The organism is Candidatus Accumulibacter phosphatis, from assembly GCF_012939955.1.
Taxonomy (GTDB): domain Bacteria; phylum Pseudomonadota; class Gammaproteobacteria; order Burkholderiales; family Rhodocyclaceae; genus Accumulibacter; species Accumulibacter delftensis.
Genome location: NZ_SPMY01000044.1, coordinates 19,545 through 41,583, shown reverse-complemented (window position 1 = coordinate 41,583; position 22,039 = coordinate 19,545). Strand labels below are relative to the sequence as shown.

General features: G+C 63.6%; 18 protein-coding genes and 1 pseudogene. 10 read left to right on the top strand and 9 right to left on the bottom strand.

Annotation, left to right across the window (positions count from 1 at the left end; all coding sequences use genetic code 11):
- Window positions 1–37: 37 nt before the first annotated feature.
- The gene (gene nhaR, locus E4Q23_RS15395; RefSeq protein WP_169067455.1) at window positions 38–949 is read right to left on the bottom strand and encodes a transcriptional activator NhaR; all 912 of its coding nucleotides are present in this window, start codon (window positions 947–949) and stop codon (window positions 38–40) included.
- A 117-nt stretch (window positions 950–1,066) separates the two neighbouring features.
- Between nhaR and E4Q23_RS15390 the strand changes: the two genes are divergently transcribed.
- From E4Q23_RS15390 to E4Q23_RS15360, 7 genes are all read left to right on the top strand, one after another.
- Entirely contained in the window at window positions 1,067–1,423 is a 357-nt protein-coding gene (locus tag E4Q23_RS15390; protein WP_169067454.1) for an HPF/RaiA family ribosome-associated protein, read from the top strand.
- A gap of 121 nt (window positions 1,424–1,544) precedes the next feature.
- Window positions 1,545–3,437, top strand: coding sequence for a DUF4914 family protein (locus E4Q23_RS15385; protein WP_169067453.1), 1,893 nt, complete (start codon window positions 1,545–1,547; stop codon window positions 3,435–3,437).
- Between the two features lie 354 nt (window positions 3,438–3,791).
- Window positions 3,792–4,367, top strand: coding sequence for a YqaA family protein (locus tag E4Q23_RS15380; protein WP_169067452.1), 576 nt, complete (start codon window positions 3,792–3,794; stop codon window positions 4,365–4,367).
- Window positions 4,368–4,400: 33 nt separating this feature from the next.
- Complete coding sequence (htpX, locus tag E4Q23_RS15375) at window positions 4,401–5,285, top strand: protease HtpX (protein ID WP_169067451.1); 885 nt, start codon at window positions 4,401–4,403, stop codon at window positions 5,283–5,285.
- Window positions 5,286–5,435: 150 nt separating this feature from the next.
- A complete protein-coding gene (locus E4Q23_RS15370) occupies window positions 5,436–7,517 on the top strand; it encodes a cation-translocating P-type ATPase (protein WP_169067450.1) in 2,082 nt (693 codons plus the stop codon).
- Between the two features lie 93 nt (window positions 7,518–7,610).
- Complete coding sequence (locus tag E4Q23_RS15365) at window positions 7,611–8,534, top strand: universal stress protein (protein ID WP_169067449.1); 924 nt, start codon at window positions 7,611–7,613, stop codon at window positions 8,532–8,534.
- Window positions 8,518–9,051 carry a DUF2062 domain-containing protein gene (locus E4Q23_RS15360; protein ID WP_248595486.1) on the top strand — a complete coding sequence of 178 codons (534 nt, stop codon included), beginning with the start codon at window positions 8,518–8,520 and terminating at the stop codon, window positions 9,049–9,051. The genes E4Q23_RS15365 and E4Q23_RS15360 overlap by 17 nt, the downstream gene beginning before the upstream one ends.
- Before the next feature lie 9 nt (window positions 9,052–9,060).
- On the opposite strand, the gene E4Q23_RS15355 is transcribed toward E4Q23_RS15360, so the two are convergent.
- Window positions 9,061–9,354 (bottom strand): hypothetical protein, encoded by a 294-nt coding sequence (locus tag E4Q23_RS15355; protein ID WP_169067448.1) that lies wholly within the window; start codon window positions 9,352–9,354, stop codon window positions 9,061–9,063.
- A 499-nt stretch (window positions 9,355–9,853) separates the two neighbouring features.
- Complete coding sequence (gene nusG / locus E4Q23_RS15350; RefSeq protein WP_169067447.1) at window positions 9,854–10,372, bottom strand: transcription termination/antitermination protein NusG; 519 nt, start codon at window positions 10,370–10,372, stop codon at window positions 9,854–9,856.
- A gap of 211 nt (window positions 10,373–10,583) precedes the next feature.
- Here nusG and E4Q23_RS15345 point away from each other — a divergent pair, with 211 nt between their 5' ends.
- Window positions 10,584–11,381 (top strand): PhzF family phenazine biosynthesis protein, encoded by a 798-nt coding sequence (locus E4Q23_RS15345; protein ID WP_169067446.1) that lies wholly within the window; start codon window positions 10,584–10,586, stop codon window positions 11,379–11,381.
- Between the two features lie 12 nt (window positions 11,382–11,393).
- On the opposite strand, the gene E4Q23_RS15340 is transcribed toward E4Q23_RS15345, so the two are convergent.
- Window positions 11,394–12,920 carry a helicase HerA-like domain-containing protein gene (locus tag E4Q23_RS15340; protein ID WP_169067445.1) on the bottom strand — a complete coding sequence of 509 codons (1,527 nt, stop codon included), beginning with the start codon at window positions 12,918–12,920 and terminating at the stop codon, window positions 11,394–11,396.
- A gap of 140 nt (window positions 12,921–13,060) precedes the next feature.
- Between E4Q23_RS15340 and E4Q23_RS15335 the strand changes: the two genes are divergently transcribed.
- Window positions 13,061–13,792 carry a YebC/PmpR family DNA-binding transcriptional regulator gene (locus tag E4Q23_RS15335; RefSeq protein WP_169067444.1) on the top strand — a complete coding sequence of 244 codons (732 nt, stop codon included), beginning with the start codon at window positions 13,061–13,063 and terminating at the stop codon, window positions 13,790–13,792.
- Between the two features lie 70 nt (window positions 13,793–13,862).
- Here the strand turns inward: E4Q23_RS15335 and E4Q23_RS15330 are convergent, their stop codons facing one another.
- Together E4Q23_RS15330 and E4Q23_RS15325 are read right to left on the bottom strand one after the other, a co-directional pair.
- Complete coding sequence (locus E4Q23_RS15330; protein WP_169067443.1) at window positions 13,863–15,188, bottom strand: hypothetical protein; 1,326 nt, start codon at window positions 15,186–15,188, stop codon at window positions 13,863–13,865.
- A 248-nt stretch (window positions 15,189–15,436) separates the two neighbouring features.
- Window positions 15,437–17,342: pseudogene (locus tag E4Q23_RS15325) on the bottom strand (potassium transporter Kup).
- A 378-nt stretch (window positions 17,343–17,720) separates the two neighbouring features.
- On the opposite strand from E4Q23_RS15325, the gene E4Q23_RS15320 reads away from it, so the two are divergent.
- Window positions 17,721–19,106, top strand: coding sequence for a CorA family divalent cation transporter (locus E4Q23_RS15320; RefSeq protein ID WP_169067442.1), 1,386 nt, complete (start codon window positions 17,721–17,723; stop codon window positions 19,104–19,106).
- A gap of 51 nt (window positions 19,107–19,157) precedes the next feature.
- Here E4Q23_RS15320 and hemL read toward each other — a convergent pair whose 3' ends face one another.
- The 3 genes from hemL to thiD are packed head-to-tail and all read right to left on the bottom strand — an operon-like array spanning window position 19,158 to window position 21,958.
- Complete coding sequence (hemL, locus tag E4Q23_RS15315) at window positions 19,158–20,438, bottom strand: glutamate-1-semialdehyde 2,1-aminomutase (RefSeq protein ID WP_169067441.1); 1,281 nt, start codon at window positions 20,436–20,438, stop codon at window positions 19,158–19,160.
- A complete protein-coding gene (thiE, locus tag E4Q23_RS15310; RefSeq protein WP_169067479.1) occupies window positions 20,410–21,087 on the bottom strand; it encodes a thiamine phosphate synthase in 678 nt (225 codons plus the stop codon). Before thiE ends, hemL begins: the two co-directional genes overlap by 29 nt.
- Before the next feature lie 16 nt (window positions 21,088–21,103).
- The gene (thiD, locus tag E4Q23_RS15305) at window positions 21,104–21,958 is read right to left on the bottom strand and encodes a bifunctional hydroxymethylpyrimidine kinase/phosphomethylpyrimidine kinase (RefSeq protein WP_169067440.1); all 855 of its coding nucleotides are present in this window, start codon (window positions 21,956–21,958) and stop codon (window positions 21,104–21,106) included.
- Window positions 21,959–22,039: the final 81 nt, after the last annotated feature.

Below are 22,039 nucleotides of genomic sequence, written 5' to 3'. Positions count from 1 at the left end.
CGCGTAGCGAGCGATCACGGATCCTGCGCCACCCTGTTCACCGGGCAGGGAGCGGCGAAGTAAACACTCCGCTGTGCGCATTCTCGCTGACCGCCTGCGCAGCGGGATGAGTCAGCCGCCGCTCGGCTGAAATGAGGAAGAATTGCTCACGAACCTCCTCCGTTTCGCCTAGTTTGACGAGCTTGTAGTGCGCCATCACGTCGGGCACGCTGGCGGTCGGTGTGACAAACATCCCGGCACCGGCTTCGCCGAAAACCTTCATCAAGGCGCTGTCGTCGAATTCGCCGACGATGCGCACGCGCTTCCCCTGCCGTTCCAGCCAGCGCGGCAGGGTACGGTGCAGTGCGCTATCGCGCCCGGGCAACAGCAGGGGCGCGCCATCCAGGCAATTCGGGAAGCCGCCCGTCAGTCGCGCCGCCAACGCCGGCGCGGCCATGAAAGCGACCCCCGATTCACCGAGCGGATGGCTGTAGCCCTTGATCACCGTGCCCGCTGGCATGGGGCGGTCGGCCAGCACCATGTCGAGACGGTGGATCGCCAGATCCGCCAGCAGGCGCTCTAGCCGGTCCTCCTGACAGACCAGACGCACCGCCGTGGGAAGTCCCAGCACCGGCGCCAACAGGCGATAGGCGATGAATTTCGGCACCACGTCGGCGATGCCGACGCGGAAGGTGATGAAACGCTCCTCGGCGCCATTCTTCAGCAAGTCTTCCAGTTCGGCCCCGGTCTGGAAGATTTCCTCGGCATAGGAGAACGCCAACCTTCCCGCCTTGGTCAGTTCCAATCGGCGCCCAACGCGTCGGAACAGCGCCACGCCGAGCCGTTCCTCGAACTGCGCGACCTGCCCGGAGAGCGTCTGCGGCGTCAGATGCAGGCGCTCCGCGGCGCGGGTGACGCCGCCCGAGCTGGCGATACTGGCGAAGTAATGCAAGTGCTTGTAGTTCAGCATAGCGCCCTCCAATCGTTCGATTTATTCGATCATATCGCATATTTATGCCTGTTTGTATCGAACAATCAACGCGCGAATAATACGCCTGTTGTCGTCCAATCGCGCCCGAGGAATGCCATGAACCTGAAGATCCAAGCTCCGGACTTCCCGCTGACCGACGGGCTGCGCCAGCACATCAGCTCGCGCCTCGCACACGCTCTCAATAATGGCCGGGACGTCGTCACGCACATCGTGGTGCGCCTTTCCGATGTCAATGGCCTGCGCGGGGACGAAGACAAGTGTTGCCGCATCGAAGTACGCCTCAAGGGCGCTCCGACCCTGACCGTCGAGGATATCCAGGGCGACCTCGACGTTGCCATCGACCGCGCCGCCGAACGCATCGGCCGGGCGCTTGATCGCCACCTGGCGCGGCAACGCGATTTCCCCATGATGGCATGTGCGCGACAACAAGCGCCCCCCGAAGAATCGCCATGAGTTGTCCTGTCACAGCAATCAGTAGCCGCGATTTCCGCGGCGATCGTCGTGCGGCGAACACCGCACAAGGCCCCACCAGGCCATTGCATTTATTGGATTGTTTTTGCTGGAGTAGATTTCTATGAGCAAAGTTAAACTGAGCTTCCAGATCCCCTTGTCGGTGCAGGAAATTCTCGACGCATGTCCGAAATACACCCTGGCCAGTACGTGGCAACAGTTGTACGAGCTGGCAACCTGTGACGCCGTGAATGGCATCCATGAGGTGGCTTACGAAGTGCCTGGCCGCGGTCGGGTGCTGGAAGCAAATGTGTGCCGGGTCAAGAACGGCATCGCCGCCAATTACGTCGAGCCCTACATGCGCCGCCGGGATCCGGATTGCATGGTCATCGCCGACGACCTGCCCACCGACAAACCCCGCTTCGAGGATCAGTACGGCGAGTCCTTCGAGCCTCTGCGCGCCGAAACCTTCGCCTGGCTGAAAACCCAGGAGCTGGCAGTGTTTCCCTTCATAGCAGGGGTTCCCGGAATGGGCATGGATGCCCTGGTGGTGGCGCCAGCCAACGCCGGTTTCTTCGCGCTCGGGCTGGCCTTGCTACAGGGGATCCTCGACGAAAAAACCCTGTCGCCGGACTTCGACCCGAAGGCCGTGATCTTCGTTGCGCCACCGTTTCGCCATACCCATTTCAAAGGCAAACAGATGGTGGTGCACAACCGCCGTCCTGGCCGGCACGAATTGTTCAGCTACAACCTTTATCCCGGCCCGAGTGCCAAGAAAGGCATCTACGGCGTCCTGCTCGCCCTGGGCGAACGCGAGCACTGGCTGACGGCACACTGCGCCACCGTGCAGGTCATCACACCCTATGCAAACAAGCTGTGCATCATGCACGAAGGAGCCAGTGGTGGCGGCAAGAGCGAAATACTCGAGCAGGTCCATCGCCAGAAGGACGGGGCTCTGCTGCTCGGTACCAATGTGCTGTCGGGCGAACGCCGCACCCTGGTGCTGCCGCACAACTGCGAGTTGCGTGCGGTGACCGACGACATGGCCTTGTGCCACCCCTCGCTGGGCAAGAACGACGGGCGTCTGGCCTTGATCGATGCCGAACAGGGCTGGTTCGTTCGCGTCAATCACATTACCCACTACGGGACCGACCCCAACCTCGAGAAGATGACCATCCATCCAACCGAGCCGCTGTTGTTTCTCAACATCGATGCCCACCCTGGCGGCACCGCACTGATCTGGGAGCACATCGAGGACGAGCCCGGCAAACCGTGCCCCAACCCGCGCGTCGTCGTCCCGCGCAAGGCGGTGCCCGGCGTCTATCAGGGCGCCGTGAGTGTGGACATCCGCAGCTTCGGCGTGCGTTGCCCACCGAACACGGCCGACCAGCCGACCTACGGTATCGTCGGTCTCTTCCATCTGCTGCCGCCCGCGCTGGCCTGGCTGTGGCGGCTGGTGGCGCCGCGTGGACATGCCAATCCAAGCATCGTGGCGACCGAAGGCATGACCTCGGAAGGCGTCGGTTCCTACTGGCCGTTTGCTACCGGGCGCATGGTCGATCAGGCCAACCTGCTGCTCGATCAGATCGTCGCCACGCCGCGCATGAAGTACATCCTGTGCCCGAACCAGCACGTCGGCGCGTGGGAGACCGGCTTCATGCCGCAATGGATCGCCCGCGAATATCTCGCTCGCCGAGGTGGCGCACGTTTCTCGTCACAGCAGGTCACTCCCTCGCGCTGTCCATTGCTCGGCTTCGCGATGAAAAGCGTGGTCGTCGAGGGGCAGACGATTCCCGGGATTTTCCTGCGCGTCGAAAGCCAGCCGGAGGTCGGCAAGGCCGCCTATGACGTCGGCGCACTGCAGCTGACCGAGTTCTTCCAGAGCGAACTGAAGCAGTTCCTGGAAGCTGATCTCAACCCCCTGGGCCGCAAGATTATCGAATGTTGCCTGGCTGGTGGTTCGGTCGAGGAATACATGGCTCTGCTGCCGATTGCGGTGCTGGACGATGAAGACTAAAGCAGGAACCAGACTCCTGTAGCCGCGTGGAGTCACCCCTGACGACGGGGAAATGCTTGGCTTGCGGCCGAAAGCCCTGAGCCAGGCAGCCGCAAAGTTGCTGTTCGTCTCCCTCTTCAATCTGTTCGTGGAACCCAGCTTTCTGCACCTGCCGTGTTTCATGAACAGCCATCAGCAGCCGCGGTTTCTGCGGCGATCCTCGTGGTGAGAATACCCCACAGCAGCAACAAAGGACGGCAGAATGATGGACATCCCTATTTCGCTGATCGGCAGCCGCCACACGGTACAAAATGCGCTTGTCGTCGCGACGATGCTCGAACCCTGCCGAACTTTCCAATCCCACGAGATCCGCCAATGAAACTGTTTTCATCCCTCTATCGTCGGGCCATGATCTGGTCCCGGCATCCGCACGCACCCTGGTACCTGGGCGGCATGAGCTTTGCGGAGTCCTCGTTTTTCCCGATCCCGCCGGACGTGATGCTGGCGCCGATGTGCCTCGCACAACCGCAGCGGGCGTGGCGTCTCGCCCTCCTGACCACGCTGACCTCGGTGGCGGGAGGCCTCCTCGGCTATGGCATCGGCTACTTCGCCATCGACGCGCTACTGCCCTGGTTGCAGGAAAGCCGTTACTGGCAGGCCTATCAGACGGCAGTCGAGTGGTTCGAACGCTGGGGCTTCTGGGCGGTGTTCATCGCCGGCTTCTCGCCGATTCCCTACAAGGTGTTCACCATCGCCGCCGGCACCCTGTCGATGGCCCTGTTGCCTTTCACCATCGCTTCGCTGATCGGGCGCGGTGCGCGTTTCTTCCTCGTCGCCGCGCTGATGGCCTGGGGCGGCGCGCGCATGGAAGCGGTCCTGCACCGCTATATGGACCGCCTGGGTTGGGCAACCGTTGCACTGCTGGCGCTGTCCTTTCTGGTGTATCGCTGAAACGACCATGAGCACGAACCTCAAGGAGCACCCATGAAACGCATCTTCCTCTTCCTGGCCACCAACATGGCCATCGTGCTGGTGTTGTCGGTCAGCATGCGCCTCCTGGGCGTCGAGCCCTACCTCAACGCCAACGGCCTGAATCTCACCTCGCTGCTGATCTTTGCCGCAGTCATGGGTTTCGGCGGTTCCTTCATCTCGCTGGCCATCTCCAAGTGGTCGGCGAAGAGGGCGATGGGCGTGCAGGTGATCGAATCGCCGACCAACTCGACCGAATCCTGGCTGCTGGACACGGTGCGCAAGTACTCGGCCAAAGCCGGCATCAAGATGCCCGAGGTGGGCATTTTTGACACCCCCGAGGTCAACGCCTTCGCCACCGGCATGAGCAGAAACAGCTCCCTGGTCGCGGTTTCCAGCGGCCTCTTGCGGCAGATGTCGAAGCGCGAAGCGGAAGCCGTCATCGGTCACGAAATCGCCCACGTCGCCAACGGCGACATGGTGACGCTGGCGCTGATCCAGGGCGTGGTGAACACCTTCGTCATGTTCCTGTCGCGCGTCATCGGCCACCTGGTCGATCGCATCGTGTTCAAGACCGAGCGCGGCCAGGGGCCGGCTTTCTTCGTCACCATGATCGTCGCCGAGCTGGTGCTCGGCGTTCTCGCCTCGATCATCGTCATGTGGTTCTCGCGCCAGCGCGAATTCCGCGCCGACCAGGGCGGCGCCACCCTCGCCGGGCGACAGCACATGATCGCCGCGCTGGAACGTCTGAACGCGCAGCATCCCGCACCCCTGCCGGAAAAAATGGCGGCCTTCGGTATCAGCGGTGGTGATGGCGGCGGCATCAAGCGCCTGTTCATGACCCACCCGCCGCTGACGGAACGTATCGCGGCGCTGCGCAACAGTGCGGGGCAACGATGAAGCCACTCGCGAACAGCGTACTTCCTTCGTTTCAATCGTGCTTTTACCCCGGCTCTAGGAAGATGAATTCCCGCAGGAAACTCACCGGGTGAGTTGAGCTTGTAGTCCGAAGCATCCTGGCAATCCGGCGCATTTCGCTTGAGGTGATTCATGTCCAGTCCGCATACCGCACCCGAAAACGCTCCAGACTGGCACTCGCTGCCTGTCGCCGACGCCTTGCACCAGCTGTCGGTCGCTGCTGCCAGTGGTCTTGGCCAGCAAGATGCCAGCGAGCGACTCGAACGATATGGGCTCAACAGCCTACCGCCACCCAAGCGGCGCGGACCCTTTCTGCGCTTTGCGCTGCAGTTCCACAACCCCTTGATCTACGTGCTGCTGGTCGCCGGCAGCGTCACCTTCGCGCTCGGAGACTATATCGATGCCGGAGTGATCGTCGGCGTGGTGCTGATCAACGCCATTATCGGTTTCATTCAGGAAGGCAAGGCGGAAAAGGCGCTGGAAGCGGTGAGCGCGATGCTGGCCAGTCGTGCCACCGTCCTGCGCGACGGAGAGCGGCACGAAATTGAGGCGTCACTGCTGGTTCCCGGGGATATCGTCTTTCTCGAATCCGGCGCCCGCGTTCCGGCCGACCTGCGCCTGCTGCGGGTGAAGAGTTTGCGTATCAACGAAGCCGCCTTGACCGGTGAATCGCTACCTGCCGAGAAGCGCACGCAAGCCGTGGCCAGCGACGCCGCGATCGGTGATCGCCTGTGCCTGGCGTTTTCCGGAACGGTGGTCAGCTTTGGCCAGGGACAGGGCCTTGTCATCGGCACCGGACAGGCGACCGAGATCGGACGCATCGGGCTCCTCGTCGGGGCTACGCGTACCCTGGCGACGCCGCTCACCCGCCGGCTCGACCAGTTCGCCCGCCAGATCACCTTGTTCATCCTGGCGGTCGGACTGATCACTTTCCTGTACGGCCATCTGGTACACGAGATGCCCGTGCTGGAGATTTTTCTCGCCGTCATCGGCCTGGCGGTGGCAGCGATCCCCGAAGGTCTGCCGGCGATCGTGACCATCGTCCTGGCCATCGGCACCCGCGTCATGGCCCGCCAGAACGCCATCGTCCGGCGCCTGCCGGCGGTCGAGACCCTCGGTTCGGTCACCGTCATCTGCTCGGACAAGACCGGCACGCTGACCAAGAACGAGATGACCGCGGTGTGCGTCATGCTGCCCACGCATACCCTGGAAGTGAGCGGCGCCGGCTACGCGCCCGAAGGAGGTTTCCGCCGCGACGGCGCTACCGTCGACGCGCAGCGCGACGAGGCCCTGCAGGAACTGGCCCGCTGCGCCTTGCTGTGCAACGACGCCCATCTCAAGCACAGCGCCGGCAGCGGCTGGCAACTCGTCGGCGACCCCACCGAAGGCGCACTGCTGACGCTGGCGCGCAAGGCCGGGCTCGACCCCGTGCAGTTCGCTACGGCCCACCCTCGGGTGGACGAGATCCCCTTCGAGTCGGAACACCGCTTCATGGCCACGCTGCACCACGACCACGCCGGACACACCACTGTGCTGCTCAAGGGCGCGCCAGAGCGGGTGCCCGACTTGTGCACCCAGGAGGGCAGCGGTCAGGCGCTTGACCGCGACGCATGGGAAGGACGGATGCATGCTTCGGCCGGCGCCGGACAGCGCGTGCTCGCGCTGGCCCGTTGCCAAATGCCGGCCGAGACGACGGCCCTGGCGATGGACGACATCCGTCCGCGTTTTACCTTGCTCGGTCTGCTTGGCCTGATCGATCCTCCGCGTGAGGAAGCGATCGCCGCCGTCGCCGAATGCCAGCGCGCCGGCCTGCGCGTCAAGATGATCACCGGGGACCACGCAGTCACCGCGGCAGCCATCGGCCGGCAACTGGGGCTTAACGCAGACCAGAAACAGTATCGAGGCGGCGCGTACGGCGGCGGTGAATATGCTGCTCATCGGGGCGTTGGTTACCTTTTCAACGTCCGCCACTTCACCGCCTCGGCTCTCAACCGCGATATCCTCACCGGAAACCCGGTGGCCCTCTGGGTCAGCGCGATCCTGATCGTTTTCCAGTTGCTGTTCACCTACGCCCCACCGCTGCAGCAGATGTTCCACACCGCTCCGCTGGATGCGGCGTCCTGGCTGTTCATCCTCGCTCTCGGCGCAGGCAAGTTCCTCGCCGTCGAAGCGGAAAAAGCGGTGTTGCGGCACTTGCAGGTGCGCAGCATGTGAAGGGGTCCGGAGCCATCAGCGCCCACTGCCCCGTTCGCTTGACTACGCCAGCGCCACAATTGCCAAGTTCATTGGCACAAAGGAGACAGCACCATGAAACCCATCACCCGGATACTTGCCGCCACCGACCTGTCGGCACCCGCCCGCCATGCGGTGGATCGTGGCTTTTATATCGCCGCCGACACCCATGCGCGCTATACGGTAATGCATGCAACGGAACTCGACGCTCTGGATAGCCTGTCGGATCTGCTTGGCGCCGACACCCGCGAAATCAAGCAGCGACTGGCCGACGATGCGCGCGAAACGCTGCAGCGTCTACTATCCAACCCGGCGCACAACCGCGGCGTGGCAGCCGATGCCCGCATCGTTTCCGGAGCCCCCCTGAAGTTCATCGCCGATGAGGCCGATGCGCTCGATGCCGACCTGCTGGTCGTCGGTGCGCGCGGCGAGTCTTTCCTGCGCCATGCCCTGCTCGGATCCACCGCCTCGCGCCTGCTGCGCAAGTCGCTCCAACGACCGGTGCTGGTGGTCAAGCAGCCACCACACGAATCCTACCGCTGCCTGCTGATTCCGGTGGACTTCTCGCCGACGTCCGCACAGGCCATCCGCCTCGGCCGGCAACTGGCCCCCACAGCCGAAATCGTGCTGCTGCATGCCTTCGAACTGCCCTACGCGGGCAAACTGCGCATTGCCGGCGTCGAGGATGCTGTCATCCATGGCTACATACAGACGGCGCGCCGGGAACGGCGGCAACAACTCCATCAACTCGCCGCCAGCGCCGGACTGGCGTCCGGCGAATATGCACCGCTGGTTCGGCACGGCGACCCCGCGCAACTGATCGCTGCACTGGAGCAGGAACAGGCCTGCGACCTGGTCATCATTGGCAAGCACGGCCAGCACAAAGCCGAAGAGCTGTTGCTGGGGAGCGTCACCAAGCACGTGCTGGCCGAATCGCAATGCGATGTGTTGGTGACCAGCGATATCGGGACGCCTCAGGGTCATGCCAGCGATGCTTGAACGCTGGCGCGCGCTGATCCCGACCCGCGAGCAGATTGGCAGTAATCGCTGGCTGCGCTGGCTGGCACCCTACCTCGGCCACCCCAAACTCTGGCACTGGTCCCGCCGCGGGGTGGCGCTCGGGGTCGGGATAGGCGTCTTTTTCGGACTGCTGATCCCGATTGCACAAATCCCGTTCGCCGCTGCCGCCGCCGTGATACTGCGTGCAAATCTGCCGGCCGCCGCGGCGAGTACCCTGGTCACCAACCCGATCACCTTTGCCCCGGTCTATTTCGCCGCCTACAAGATCGGCGCCTGGGTCACGGGTGAAAAACTTGACCCGCGTGTGCCAGCCGCGAGCACCGCCCCGGTAGAAGCGAACACCGACACCTGGCGGCGCATCACGGCCCTCGGGGCACCGCTGGTCGTCGGCCTGGCCATTACCGCCAGCCTGATCGGCCTCGCCAGCTACATCCTGACCAGTGTCGGCTGGTACTGGTACGTCATGCGCAAGCGCCGGCGCCGGCCGCGATCCTGAGCGACCGAATCACGCCGCCAGCAACGCCGCCGCCATGGCGATGAGCACAAGCAACCACAAGCCTCCCGCCATCGGCCAGGTGCGCAGCGCTTCCTCCAGGCGACGAATTTGAGAGGTCGCCGCGGGCGCAGCTGTAAACAGGCTTTCCGATCGCCAGGGACGCGGCATGGGAACGAGGCGCAGCGCCGCCGCCCGCTCTAGCCAGATCAGCACATCTCCCGGCTGGATGCCCGGGGCCCGCCACCCGCCCCACCCCGCCGCACAGGCGACCAGTGCTGCGGCGAGCACCGAAAAGGCAAGCAAGATGGAAGGTTCTTTGACAGAAATCGCCTAAGGTATCGTAAGCCGGGAAGTTGAGCAGAACCGCGGTCACCGGGTGCGCGACACCACTCGCTTTGAGTTGCGCCTGCACCGCTTCCGGCAGGCGCACGGCGGCCACCGGCAAATCCAGCATCGAGCAGCAGCGCTCCGGGCGGCCGGCTCACAGTGTTGGCTTGAGTGCTGGCTCGCGAGAAAGGTCTTTGATCAGCGTCAGTATCGCTCATTGTTCCGCCTGCCGGAAAGCGGCTCTTTCTCGTTACGTTCGGAACCGGCCGCCGGCCGTCGCCGCCAACCGAGGTGCCCGGCAACCCGGAGCAGCGGTGTTACCGGCGCGGAGGGCGCAGTCAAGGGCGGGAGAAGCCCGGCGAAGCGTACCCTTGAGGGCGTCACAAACGCCAATACGCCTGAAGGGGGCGGTGTGATGTTCAGGGGCGAAGGAGAGGCCTTGTAGGAACTCGATTTACGGGCAATCAGCGCTTCGTTACGCCAGCGTTACTTGCCCTACCGGCACGGCAACCGGCTTTTCGCGACCGAGCAGACCGAGCATGATGGTGACCCGCTCTTCGGCAACAGCTGAGACAATGCCAGACATGCCTTTGAGGGGACCGGCAGCGACCTCGACGCTGTCGCCGGCCTGGAAGGGGTTCACTTTCTCCTCCACTTTCCTGGCCTGGCGTTCAGCCAGTGAGCGAATTGCAGCCAGCGTCCCATCATCCAGGATCGCGGGGAGTACACCAAAACTGACCAGTCCGCTAACGCCGGGCGTGCTGCGAATCGGGCCGATGCTCTGTTCGGGGCGAGCGCAACGCACGAAGCCGTAGCGCGGGAACATCACTTGCTGTCGCTTCGCCCAGCCGGCCCTGGTCTTTTCCCAGTGGGTAAGCATGGGCAGGAAAACCTCATAGCCTTGTTCTTCGAGCTTGCGCACAGCCAGCGCCTCGCGGCGAGGCTTGGTGAGGCAGACGTACCACGGAGTGACTGGAGGCAGGTTGGCAGCCATGGGCGACAAAGGCAGGTTGCTCGCAGCGGGCAGCGGCGGTGGACGACAGGAATTGCGGTCGGCCAGGCGAGTATCCCCGGATCCTGCGGGCGTCGTCAATCGCCGCAGTGACCATGGAAAAGGATTAAGCTCTGGATTGCCGCGTCGGCTTCGCCGCCTCGCCTTGACGGTGGGCGACGAGTTGCTGCCATCACCCCATGAGGAGCAAGCGATGAGACTCAAGCAATACCAGGTAGACGCCTTCGCCAGCCGCGTTTTCGAGGGTAACCCGGCGGCCGTGTGTGGGCTTGAACGCTGGCTCGACGACGCGCTGATGCAGGCCATCGCCGAGGAGAACAATCTCGCTGAAACCGCTTTCTTCGTCCCGGCCGGCGAAGGCTTCGAACTGCGCTGGTTCACGCCGGTGGCCGAAGTCGATCTTTGCGGTCACGCGACGTTGGCTGCGGCGCATGTGCTTTTCGAACATCTCGGCTATGCGCAGCCAGTGATCACCTTCTCCACCCGTAGCGGCGATCTGCGGGTACAACGCCAGGGCGCGCAATTGGCAATGGACTTTCCAGCCATCCCGGCAAGCGCTTGCGCGGCTCCCGAGGCCCTGGTCGCCGGCCTCGGCCGGCAGCCGCTCGAAGTGCTGGCCGCCGATGACTACCTGGCGGTGTTCGCCAGCGAAGCCGAAGTGCGCGCGATCACGCCGAACCACGGCTGGCTGAGTACGCTAGACTTGCGCGGGGTTATCGTCAGCGCCCCGGGCGACGCCGTCGACTTCGTCAGCCGCTTCTTTGCGCCCAAGTACGGCATCCCCGAAGACCCGGTCACCGGCTCGGCGCACTGCATTCTGACGCCCTACTGGGCCGCCAGGCTCGGCGAGAATGGCGCCAGGACAAACTTCAGCGCACGGCAGGTCTCGAAACGCGGCGGCAATCTCGGCTGCACGCTGCAAGGCGAGCGCGTCGTGCTCTCGGGGTCGGCGATCACGGTGATGGAATGCGAACTACGCTTCGCGACCTAGGCACTGCGCCGCTCAGCGCCGGCGCGAGTTGCCGCCAAGCAACGAACCCAGCAGGCCACGAATAAGCTGATTGCCCACTTGCGAGCCAATCGCCCGCGCCGCGCTCTTGGCCGCCGTGGTGGCGACCGAATCGCCGCCGCGTGAGCGCCCGCCGCTCGAACCGCCAGTGAAGAGGTCAGCGAGACCGCCAAGCCAGCCGCCGCTCGAAGCGTCTGGCTGCGGCGCGCTGGCCGCGGGCTGCTTACCGGCAGCTTGCGGGTCGGCGTCCTGCGCTTCCCTGAGCAACTCGTAGGCCGACTCGCGATCGACCGCTGCCTCGTAGTGTCCGTAAATCGTCGAGGCCTTGATCACTGCCTGCCGCTCCTCGGCAGTCTGCGGCCCCATCCGCGATGTGGGAGGCAGGACGAAGGCGCGTTCGACGACATTTGGTCGGCCTTGCTCGTCGAGAAAGGAGAGCAGCGCTTCACCGACGCCGAGTTCGCTGATCGCCGTCTCGGCGTCGAAACGCGGATTGGCGCGCAGCGTCTGCGCGGCCGCGCGGACGGCTTTCTGGTCGCGCGGAGTGAAAGCGCGCAGCGCGTGCTGGACGCGGTTGCCGAGCTGACCAAGCACGCTATCGGGAATATCAAGCGGATTCTGGGTCACGAAATAGACGCCGACGCCTTTCGAGCGGATCAGTCGCACGACCTGTTCGATCTTTTCCAGCAAGGCAGCCGGCGCTTCGCTGAACAGCAGGTGCGCCTCGTCGAAGAAGAAAACCAGTTTCGGTTTTTCGACGTCGCCGACTTCGGGCAGTTGCTCGAAAAGCTCGGCCAGCAGCCAGAGCAGGAAAGTCGAGTACAGCCGCGGCGAGGCCATCAGCTTGTCGGCAGCGAGGATGTTGACCACCCCCCTGCCCTGGTCGGTCTGCATCAGGTCGGCGATGTCGAGCATCGGCTCGCCGAAGAAAACGTCGCCGCCCTGGTCGCCGAGGTTAAGCAGGCCGCGCTGGATGGCGCCGATCGACGCCGCCGAGACATTGCCGTATTCGCTGCTGAAGCTCTTGGCGTTCTCGCCGACATGCTGCAGCATGGCGCGCAGATCCTTGAGGTCGAGGAGCAGCAATCCATTGTCATCAGCAATCCTGAACACCAGTTGCAGGACGCCGGTCTGGGTGTCGTTGAGAGTCAGCAGACGCGCCAGCAGAACCGGCCCCATGTCCGAAATGGTCGCCCGCACGGGGTGCCCCTGCTCGCCGAAAACGTCCCAGAAGGCAACCGGGCATTTTGCCGGCGTGTGCTCCTTGACGCCCAGCGCGTCGAGGCGCGTCTGCATCTTCGGCGAGACGCTGCCTGCTGCCGCCAGACCCGAGAGATCACCTTTCACATCGGCCATGAACACCGGCACGCCGATCTCGGAAAAGCGCTCGGCGAGAACCTGCAGGGTCACGGTCTTGCCGGTACCCGTGGCGCCGGTGATCAGTCCGTGGCGGTTGGCCAACGCCGGCAACAAGGCCAGCTCTGTGCCTTCGTGCCTGGCGATAACGAGGGGTTTGCTCATGGGCGACTCCGAAAAATGGGGACTGGGCGGGATGACAATTCGAGAGATGCTAAAATGCCGAGCTTGATTATCAACCATTTGCGGCCCGGTTTGTTGCCCCGGCAACGCCGGCAGCAAGATCGCGATCAGTAGAGGTCAGCATGGCAGGACATTCGAAATGGGCAAACATCCAGCACCGCAAAGGTCGCCAGGATGAAAGACGCAGCGCATCCTTTTCCAAGATCGCTGCGGAAATCACGGTGTCGGCCAAGATGGGCGGTGGCGATGCGGCCTTCAACCCACGCCTGCGGGTGGCGATCGACAAGGCCAAAGGCGTCAACATGCCCAAGGACAAGATCGACAACGCGATCAAGAAAGGCACCGGCGAGCTTGAAGGCGTCGATTACGTCGAGATTCGCTATGAAGGCTACGGCATCGGCGGCGCCGCGGTCATCGTCGATTGCCTGACCGACAACAAGACGCGCACCGTCGCCGACGTTCGCCACGCCTTCAACAAATACGGTGGCAATCTCGGCACCGATGGCTGTGTCGCTTTTCAGTTCACCCACTGCGGGCAGTTGCTGTTCGCCCCCGGGACCGACGAAGCAGCACTGATGGACGCGGCCATCGAAGCTGGTGCAGACGACGTGCTCAGCAATGACGACGGCTCGATGGAAGTGATCACTGCGCCGGGAGCGTATTTTGTGGTCAAGGACGCGCTCGAAGCCGCCGGTTTCCAGTCCGAGTACGGCGGCGTGACCATGAAGGCGGAAAACGAGACGCCCCTCACCGGCGACGACGCGCAGCGCATGCAGAAACTTATTGACGCGCTCGACGTACTCGATGACGTCCAGGAGGTCTATACCAACGTGGTCATGGACGACGGCGAGTGAGCAGACGGAGTAGCGAGCGCACTTGCTGACGCGCCATTGCGGGGGGGGTGGCTGGAGTGGCTGGAGCGGCCTACTGCAAGGCACCCGCTGTCAAGGGGCTGCCAACGGGCAGTGGGTGGGTTCCGGCGGGCAGTTTGAATTCGGCGCTGGGGGCCAGACTCCGCTCACGAACAAAGCCTGGCGAGGTGGCCGTGCCACGCAAGGGCGAGTTATTCGGCAGCCGGAACGGCAGGCCATCGACATCGACCAGCAGTGAGCGATCGATGCTGCGATTGCCCTCGAAGCGACCGCGGGCTTGCGGCGCGAAAACACCCCGGCCGACGAGCAGGTTGTTGACCGCCCAGACTTCCGTTTCGGGCGGCATCCTGTCGGTCCAGACGCGCAGGTAGTGGCCAGCGAGCAAGGAGTCGAAGAGCGTGTTGTGCGCCAGATAGAGCGCATTATCGGGCCAGTGCTGACCTTCGGCGCCGTAGGAAACCAGCTCCGGGTTTTCGGTATTGTCGCTCTGGCTGATGACGTTGCCGATCACCCAGGCCAGACCGCCGTTCGGGAACTCGAGTTCGTACGAAGCACTGCCGTCGGGGCCGTCGACCAGCAGGTTGTAAAGGATGGCACTTTCACGCGCCCGCGATTTGAGCAGGTGACCGCGAAAGCCCTGCTGAAAGCGACTTCCCTGGACGCTCAGTCGGGCAATCTTGCCAACGTAAAGCAGGTGGTGCAAGGCACCGGCGTGCCTTGGTGCCTCGCCGAACTCGCTATCCTCTACTTCGAGCACGGCGTCCGCGAAATTGCTGGTCAGGATTCCCGTCTCGTTGTCGAAGAACGCACAGCGAACGACTTTCAAGTGGCCTTTTTCGAAGCGAATGCCGGCGCCGTTACCGTTGGCGACGCGCACGCCCCTGAACTCGAGGTTCTCGATCAGCATGTTCGCGTTGCGCACCACCCACAAGGCCTTGCCCTCGGCATGATCGCCGTCGGCAATCAGCCGCGGACGCTTGCCGACCCCCCGGATGGTGAGCCGGGCTTGCGTCCAGACGACCGCCTGCTGCCGGTACTCGCCGGAACGAATTTCGATGGTGTCGCCGTCACGCGCGATGCGCGCCGCTTCCTGGATGCTGCGCACCGACTCCTGCGGCCCGACGACGATGGTCCGGCCGCTCGTCGTCGCAGGGATTCGCTGCTGCTGCAGCGGCTGGCCAGGCCCAGCCTGTCGATCGGCATTACGGGCGGCGCCCGGTGCAGTCTCTCCGGGCGGCTTTAACACCTCCAGCTGGCCGCGCTCGTTACGACGAATGCTGCCCAGTTCGTCGGGCGCCGAGGGCAGTTCCCCGGCGGGCACAGCGGCCGTCAGGGAGCCAAGGAGGAGCGCGGTGATGAGGTGTCGTCGGACGCTCATTTCGTTCTCCGATGATCGGCCATGCAGCGGTGGACGGAAGCCTCGTCGATCCCTGGAAACTAAGGCGATTTCTGTCAAAGAACATACCGTCTTGCTTGTCTTTTCGCCCGTCTTCTGTGTTACGACAACAGTTACATAGTTCGACTATGCGCCTGTTGTCGCGCCTTGAAGCCGACCGAAAATCCGGCGCAATCTGGTACGTTCTTTTCTGGCAATCGCCTACGCAGTCGCGAGCCGTTAAGCAAGGGCTACGACAGCTCGACCTGCGCACCCAGCTCGACCACCCGGTTCGGCGGGATCTTGAAGAAGGCAGTCGCCGGGTCGGCGTTGCGGAACATCCAAGTGTACAGGACCTGCCGCCAGAGGGCCATACGCGAGCGTCTAGCAATCGGTATGGTGACGATCGTCTCGCGGCCAAGAAAGAACGAGGTCTCCATCATCTCGAACGACAGGCCGTGGCCGGCGCACAGTTCCAACGCCTGCGGCAGGTCCGCTTCGTCCTTGAAGCCATAGCGGACGAACACCCGGTAAAAACCGGCGGGGAATGCTTCGACGCGCACGCGCTCGGGTTCGGCGATGCGTGGGACGTCCTCGACGTCGACGTGCAGCAACACCACGCACTGGTGCAGGACCTTGTTGTGATAAAGGTTATGGAGCAAGGCCCGCGGCACGCCGTCAGGGTTGGCGGTGAGGAAGACGCCGGTGCCGTCGACGCGGTGCGGTCCTCCGGCTTCGAGGCTCGTGATGAACGCGTCGAGCGGTATCGTGTCTTGTTCGAGCTTTTCGTACAGCAGCCGGCGCCCGAGCTTCCAGGTCGACAGCAGGACAAAGACCGACAGACCGAGAGCCAGCGGGAACCAGCCGCCGTCAAGGATCTTGATCACGTTGGCCGAGAAGAAGGCAATGTCGACGACTACGAAAAAAAACCAGGAACAGCGCGGCGCGCGGCCAGCTCCAGTGCCACAGTGCGCGCACCACGACGAAGGCGAGCAGGGTATCGATCATCATCGTCAGGGTGACCGCAATGCCGTAGGCCGAAGCCAGGTTCGACGACGAGCGGAAGCCGAGGACGACGACGATCACTGCAGCCAGGAGCAGCCAGTTGATGTTCGGAACGTAGATCTGGCCCTTCTCGCGTTCGGACGTGAACTTGACGCGGATGCGCGGACAATACCCCAACTGCATGGCCTGGCTGGTCAGCGAAAAGGCTCCGGAAATTACCGCCTGCGAAGCGATCACGGTGGCCACGGTGGCCAGCAAGACCAGCGGTACGCGCAGCAGCTCACTGGGCGCCATCAGGAAGAAGGGGTTTTCGACCGCCGTCGAGTCGGCAAGAATCAAGGCTCCCTGGCCAAGATAGTTGAGGTACAGCAGCGGAAAGACGCAGGCGAACCACGCCCACTTGATCGACCGCCGTCCGAAATGGCCCATGTCGGCGTAAAGCGCTTCGCCGCCAGTGATCGCCAGTACCACCGAACCCAGCGCCAGGAAGGCCAACCCCTGATGTTCGACAATGAAACTCAGCGCATACCAGGGATTGATCGCCAGCAACACGTGCGGATGCTGGATCACGTTCCACAAGCCAAGTGCGCCGAGGGTGGCAAACCAGAACAACATCAGCGGGCCAAACAACGCGCCGACGGCAGCCGTGCCGTGGCGTTGAAATACGAAGAGCAGGACCAGAATGGCGACGGTGATCGGCAAGACGTAGGCCTCCAACTGCGGCGCCACGACTTCGAGACCTTCGACTGCCGCGAGGACCGACATCGCCGGGGTGATCACGGCATCGCCGTAAAACAGCGCGGCGCCGAAGATGCCCAGGGCCGACAACATCCACAAGACGCGCGGCGAGGCATTCGCGGTGCGCAGGGCCAAGGCCGTGAGGGCCATGATGCCGCCCTCGCCCTTGTTGTCGGCACGCATGATGAACAGCACGTATTTGAGCGAAACGGTGATCGTCAGCGCCCAGAAAACGAGCGAGAGAATTCCCAGCACGCTGTCGCTATCGATCGGCAGCGGATGGTGACCGCCAAAGACTTCCTTCATGGTGTACAGCGGACTCGTGCCGATGTCGCCAAAGACGACGCCCATCGCCGCCAGGGCGGTCCCTGCCAAGCCCGGGCTGTTGCCGTGTGTTACGTTCTCGGCGCTCATCGCCTCTCCGTGAATGCTGCTAACGCTGCTACGATTGCCGCGGGTCTTCCGCGACCTGAGGGCGGGGCGGGCAGGCGGCTGCAGCCGGTCACGGATCCCCATTTGGCAAGGCGCTCCCTGAGTCTCTCGTCAACCGCCACAAGGAGGAAGCAAAGAAGCAAAGAAGGGGGCGATTTTAGGACGAATGCAAGGCGATCGCAAGAACAGAAAAGAGGCCATCGCAGCACAAAAGGCAGCGCTGCCACAGTGCTCGCGGGACAAGGATTTCAACTTGTTTCGATTGCGAAAAAAAGCGCCCGAACGCGAACATCCTGCCCTTCCGGGAATGCTAAACTCCCGCCCCTTATAGTGCGGCATTCACATCGGCGAGGCACAACCTTGAGCGACGAAAACAAGCGGCTGGCGCCCGAAGCGCTGGAAAAAGGACTCGCCGACGTTCATCTCGACGAGGTGCGTTCGCTGCTCTCGCTGCAAAAGCGCGTCGAGGAACTCGTCGAGCCCTTGTTGCGCGACCAGGACAGCCTGGCGCTCGACGAAGCCAGCGCCGAGATCCAGCAACAGTATCGCCGCGAACTGCGCCAGAAGCTCAGGCTGATGCCGCCGAAAGAAGTTGCCTATATCATTGAAGCGCTGGAGCCCAACGAGCGCCTGGTGGTCTGGGAAGAAGTCAAGGAAGGCGCCGATCCGATCCTGGCCATACTTTCCGACGATATCCTCGAAGAGTTGATCGACGACAGCCATTACCGCAACGAGAAAACGGCGGTCACTGCTTTCGAACTGCACGCCGGCCACCTGCGTCAGATCGCCATTACCCGCCCCGAAGACCTGCAGGGCGTGCACCCGATCTGGGTGGACCTGATCGCGCCCACGAAGAAAATCCGCAACTGGATTGGCCGCCGCTTCGAAGTCGACTTGCCCGACCCCGGCAGCCTCACCGATCTGGAAGCCAGCGCCCGTTTCTACGTCGATGAAGAAGGACATATTCACCTGCATTCGGACTTTCTGCTCGATACCAGGGAAGAGTCGCGCAACGTCCCGGTGGCCCTGATTCTGCAGAACGACATCCTGTTCACCATCCGCACCGAGGAATTGCCGGTGTTCCGCCTGCAGCGCGCGCGCGCGCGCACGCGGCCCGGCTATGTGACCGACGGCAAGGACGTCCTGCTCGACCTCTACGCCGCTGACGTGGAGTACTCGGCGAATGCGCTGGAGGATGTGTACGCGGAACTCGAGCGGGTCGGCAGGCAGGTGCTCCGTTCACACGTCACCGACCAGGAAGCAACGCAGATCCTGGCGGCCATTTCCGAGGCCGAGGACATCAACGGACGCACCCGGCGCAACGTGCTCGATACCCGCCGCGCCCTGTCGTTCCTGCTGCGCGGCCGCTTCCTTTCCGACGCGCAACTGACCGACGGAAAGGAAATCCTGCGCGACATCGAGTCGCTCGACGGCCACACCGCCTTCCTGTTCAACAAGATCAACTTCCTGATGGATGCCACCGACAGCGCGATCAACATCAACCAGAACAAGGACATCAAGCGGCTGACGATTCTCAGCGTCATCTTCATGCCGATCAACGTCCTGGCCGGCATGGGTGGCATGTCGGAGTTCACGATGGTGACCGAGGGCATTCCCTGGCCGATCGCCTATTCGGCACTGCTCGTCGGCATGGTGGGCATCGGCAGCTGCATGTATTTCGGGCTGAAATATTTTGAGAAGCGCAGACTCAAGAGCAACCGCGCCGCCAACCGCAGGACCGCCTGAATACAGGGCTGCCCTGCCCACGCTGCACCAGGCGGCCAAACACCATCCCCATCACCAGGCCTTGAACAGCGCTTCGGCAGCAGCGACAGTCGCCGCAATATCGGCCTCCTCATGCGCTGCCGAAACGAAACCGGCTTCGTAAGCGGCGGGAGCGAAGTAGTGGCCGGCGTCGAGCATACCGTGAAAGAAGCGGTTGAAGGCATGCACATCGCAACTCATCACTTCGGCGTAGGTCTGCGGACACTCGGAACGGAAGTAGAGTCCGAACATGCCGCCCACTGCCTGCGCTGAAAACGGGACGCCGTTTTTGGCTGCCGCAGCTCGCAAGCCATCGGTCAGCTGCCGGGTACGCTGCGTCAATTGCTCGTAGAAACCGCTCGCGCGGACGCGCTTCAGAGTCGCCAGGCCCGCCGCCACAGCCACCGGATTTCCGGACAGGGTGCCCGCCTGATAGACCGGACCAAGGGGCGCCACCTGGGCCATGATTTCCCGACGACCGCCGAAGGCACCCACCGGCAGGCCGCCGCCGATCACTTTGCCAAGCGTGGTCAGGTCCGGCGTGATGCCGTACAGCCCCTGCGCGCCCTTGAGGCCGACCCGGAAACCGGTCATCACCTCGTCGAAAATCAGCACTGCGCCGTGCTCGCTGCACAAGTTGCGCATCGTCTGCAGAAATTCCGGCCGCGGCATGACCAGGTTCATGTTTCCGGCGACCGCTTCGACGATTACCGCCGCGATCTTCGCGCCGTGCTCGGCAAACGCCGCTTCGAGCCCGGCGCTATCGTTGTAGTCGAGAACCAGGGTTTGCCGGGCAAGGTCAGCAGGCACGCCTGCGGAACTCGGATTGCCGAGCGTCAGCATCCCCGAACCGGCCTTGACCAGCAGACTGTCGGAATGGCCGTGGTAGCAGCCCTCGAACTTGATCAGCAGGTCACGCCCGGTATGGCCGCGCGCCAGGCGGATGGCGCTCATCGTTGCCTCGGTCCCGGAACTGACCAGGCGCACCATTTCCAGCGAAGGCAGCAACTCACACAACAGATCGGCCATATCGACCTCGCTTTCGGTCGGCGCGCCGAAAGACAGCCCGCGCAGCGTCGCTTCCTGAACCGCCGCCAGCACGCCCGCATGCGCGTGCCCGAGAATCAACGGCCCCCAGGAGCCGACATAGTCGATGTAGCGCTGACCGTCGGCATCGGTGACATGGGCGCCGGAGCCGGCAACGAAGAAGCGCGGCGTCCCGCCGACCGAACGAAAAGCACGCACCGGCGAGTTCACGCCACCCGGTATGTGCTTCTGGGCACGCTCAAAGAGTTGTTGATTTTGGGAGATCAAGAGCATTTTCCTCGAATAGTTGTTGATAAGCGGCGGCGCGCGACGCCACGTCGGGGGCCTCGAAGAGATCACTGATCACCGCCAGCAGATCGGCACCGGCAGCCAGCAGCGGCGCGGCATTCTCGACGGTTATACCGCCAATGGCACAGGCCGGCAGCTGCAATTCGGCGCAACAGCGAGTAATCAGCGACGGCGAGGCACGCACCGCCAGCGGCTTGCTGGACGAGGGGTGCATGGCGCCAAAGGCCAGGTAGTCCGCGCCAGCCGCCGCGGCAGCGCGGGCGCGCTCGAAGTCGTTGTAGCACGAAGCGCCGAGCAGACGAGCGCCGCCAAGCGCCTCGCGCGCGGCCGACAGCTGGCCATCGGCGGCGCCCAGGTGCAGCCCGTCGGCGCCTACCGCCAGCGCCAGCGCCAGGTCGTCGTTGATCAGCAAACGGGCGCCGAACTGCCGGCAAAGCACGAGCAAAGCGCGCGCGGTCTCCGCCCGGCGAGCCGCGTCACCGCCCTTGTCGCGATACTGGACAAAGGCCGCGCCGCCCTGCAAGGCCTCCCGAACCCGCTCCAGCAGGACGGTCGCGGCCAGGCAATCAGGGGTGATCGCGTAGAGGCCGCGCAGCGGCTGCTGGGGATCCTGCTTCCGTTGCTGCATGAGCGAGCAAATCGTGTCAGACAAGGAGAGCTCCGCTGCCAGCGCGCAAGCGGAAGAAGCGATCCGGCAGGTACTGGCCCATGCCCGCACGAAAACCGGCCGCCAGTGCTTGCCAGGTGTACGCCTGCGCCGCCTGCACCGCCTCGCTCACCGGCAGGCCACTGGCGAGATGAGCGGCTATCGCCGAGGCCAGCGTACAACCCGAACCGTGATAGCTGCCGGGCAGGCGGTCCCAGACGTCGCTGCGCAACAGCCCGCTCTCGCGGCCGTAGAGGCTATTGACAACGCGTGGCGTATTGTCATGCGTTCCAGTCAATAACACGTACTGGCAACCGAAGGAAAGCAAGCGCTGCGCGCAGTCATCTAGGGCCCGGGGCGCATCCATGCCCTCCCCTTCTTCCGCCTCGTCAGCGAGGCGACGCGCTTCCAGCGAATTCGGCGTCAGGATCGTGGTCCGCGGCAGCAAGACCTCGCGCAGCGTGGCAATCATTTCGTCATCGGCCAGTTCGTCGCCGCGCCCGGAGGCCAGTACCGGGTCGAGAACCACCGGCACATGCGGGTAATCGGCGAGAATTTCGGCGATGACGTGCATGTTCTCGGCACTGCCCAGGAGTCCGATCTTGAACGCTGCTACCGGCATGTCCTCCAGCAGGGTCCGCGCCTGACGTTCGACCCAGTCGGCAGCGATGGCGAAAATACTGGCGACTCCGAGAGAGTCCTGAACCGTCAACGCCGTGATCACCGATAAAGCGTGACAGCCGAGCGCCGAGGCAGTCATCAGGTCGGCCTGCAAGCCGGCGCCGCCAGAGGGGTCGCTGGCCGCGAAACTCAACACGATCGGTGGCGGCATGTGCACAGGATAGGTGGTCATCAATAAGCAACCGCGGTAAGCGAAGATTTTCTGTCGAAAAGAAAACCTTGGCAGCAAGAGAGGGGTTTGGCTAGAATCTAC

What these genes read in the sequence shown, in the direction of transcription:
- nhaR (WP_169067455.1), bottom strand. Translation starts at nt 949, where the DNA reads ATGCTGAACTACAAGCACTTGCATTACTTCGCCAGTATCGCCAGCTCG.
- E4Q23_RS15390 (WP_169067454.1), top strand. Translation starts at nt 1,067, where the DNA reads ATGAACCTGAAGATCCAAGCTCCGGACTTCCCGCTGACCGACGGGCTG.
- E4Q23_RS15385 (WP_169067453.1), top strand. Translation starts at nt 1,545, where the DNA reads ATGAGCAAAGTTAAACTGAGCTTCCAGATCCCCTTGTCGGTGCAGGAA.
- E4Q23_RS15380 (WP_169067452.1), top strand. Translation starts at nt 3,792, where the DNA reads ATGAAACTGTTTTCATCCCTCTATCGTCGGGCCATGATCTGGTCCCGG.
- htpX (WP_169067451.1), top strand. Translation starts at nt 4,401, where the DNA reads ATGAAACGCATCTTCCTCTTCCTGGCCACCAACATGGCCATCGTGCTG.
- E4Q23_RS15370 (WP_169067450.1), top strand. Translation starts at nt 5,436, where the DNA reads ATGTCCAGTCCGCATACCGCACCCGAAAACGCTCCAGACTGGCACTCG.
- E4Q23_RS15365 (WP_169067449.1), top strand. Translation starts at nt 7,611, where the DNA reads ATGAAACCCATCACCCGGATACTTGCCGCCACCGACCTGTCGGCACCC.
- E4Q23_RS15360 (WP_248595486.1), top strand. Translation starts at nt 8,518, where the DNA reads ATGCCAGCGATGCTTGAACGCTGGCGCGCGCTGATCCCGACCCGCGAG.
- nusG (WP_169067447.1), bottom strand. Translation starts at nt 10,372, where the DNA reads ATGGCTGCCAACCTGCCTCCAGTCACTCCGTGGTACGTCTGCCTCACC.
- E4Q23_RS15345 (WP_169067446.1), top strand. Translation starts at nt 10,584, where the DNA reads ATGAGACTCAAGCAATACCAGGTAGACGCCTTCGCCAGCCGCGTTTTC.
- E4Q23_RS15340 (WP_169067445.1), bottom strand. Translation starts at nt 12,920, where the DNA reads ATGAGCAAACCCCTCGTTATCGCCAGGCACGAAGGCACAGAGCTGGCC.
- E4Q23_RS15335 (WP_169067444.1), top strand. Translation starts at nt 13,061, where the DNA reads ATGGCAGGACATTCGAAATGGGCAAACATCCAGCACCGCAAAGGTCGC.
- E4Q23_RS15330 (WP_169067443.1), bottom strand. Translation starts at nt 15,188, where the DNA reads ATGAGCGTCCGACGACACCTCATCACCGCGCTCCTCCTTGGCTCCCTG.
- thiE (WP_169067479.1), bottom strand. Translation starts at nt 21,087, where the DNA reads ATGCAGCAACGGAAGCAGGATCCCCAGCAGCCGCTGCGCGGCCTCTAC.
- thiD (WP_169067440.1), bottom strand. Translation starts at nt 21,958, where the DNA reads ATGACCACCTATCCTGTGCACATGCCGCCACCGATCGTGTTGAGTTTC.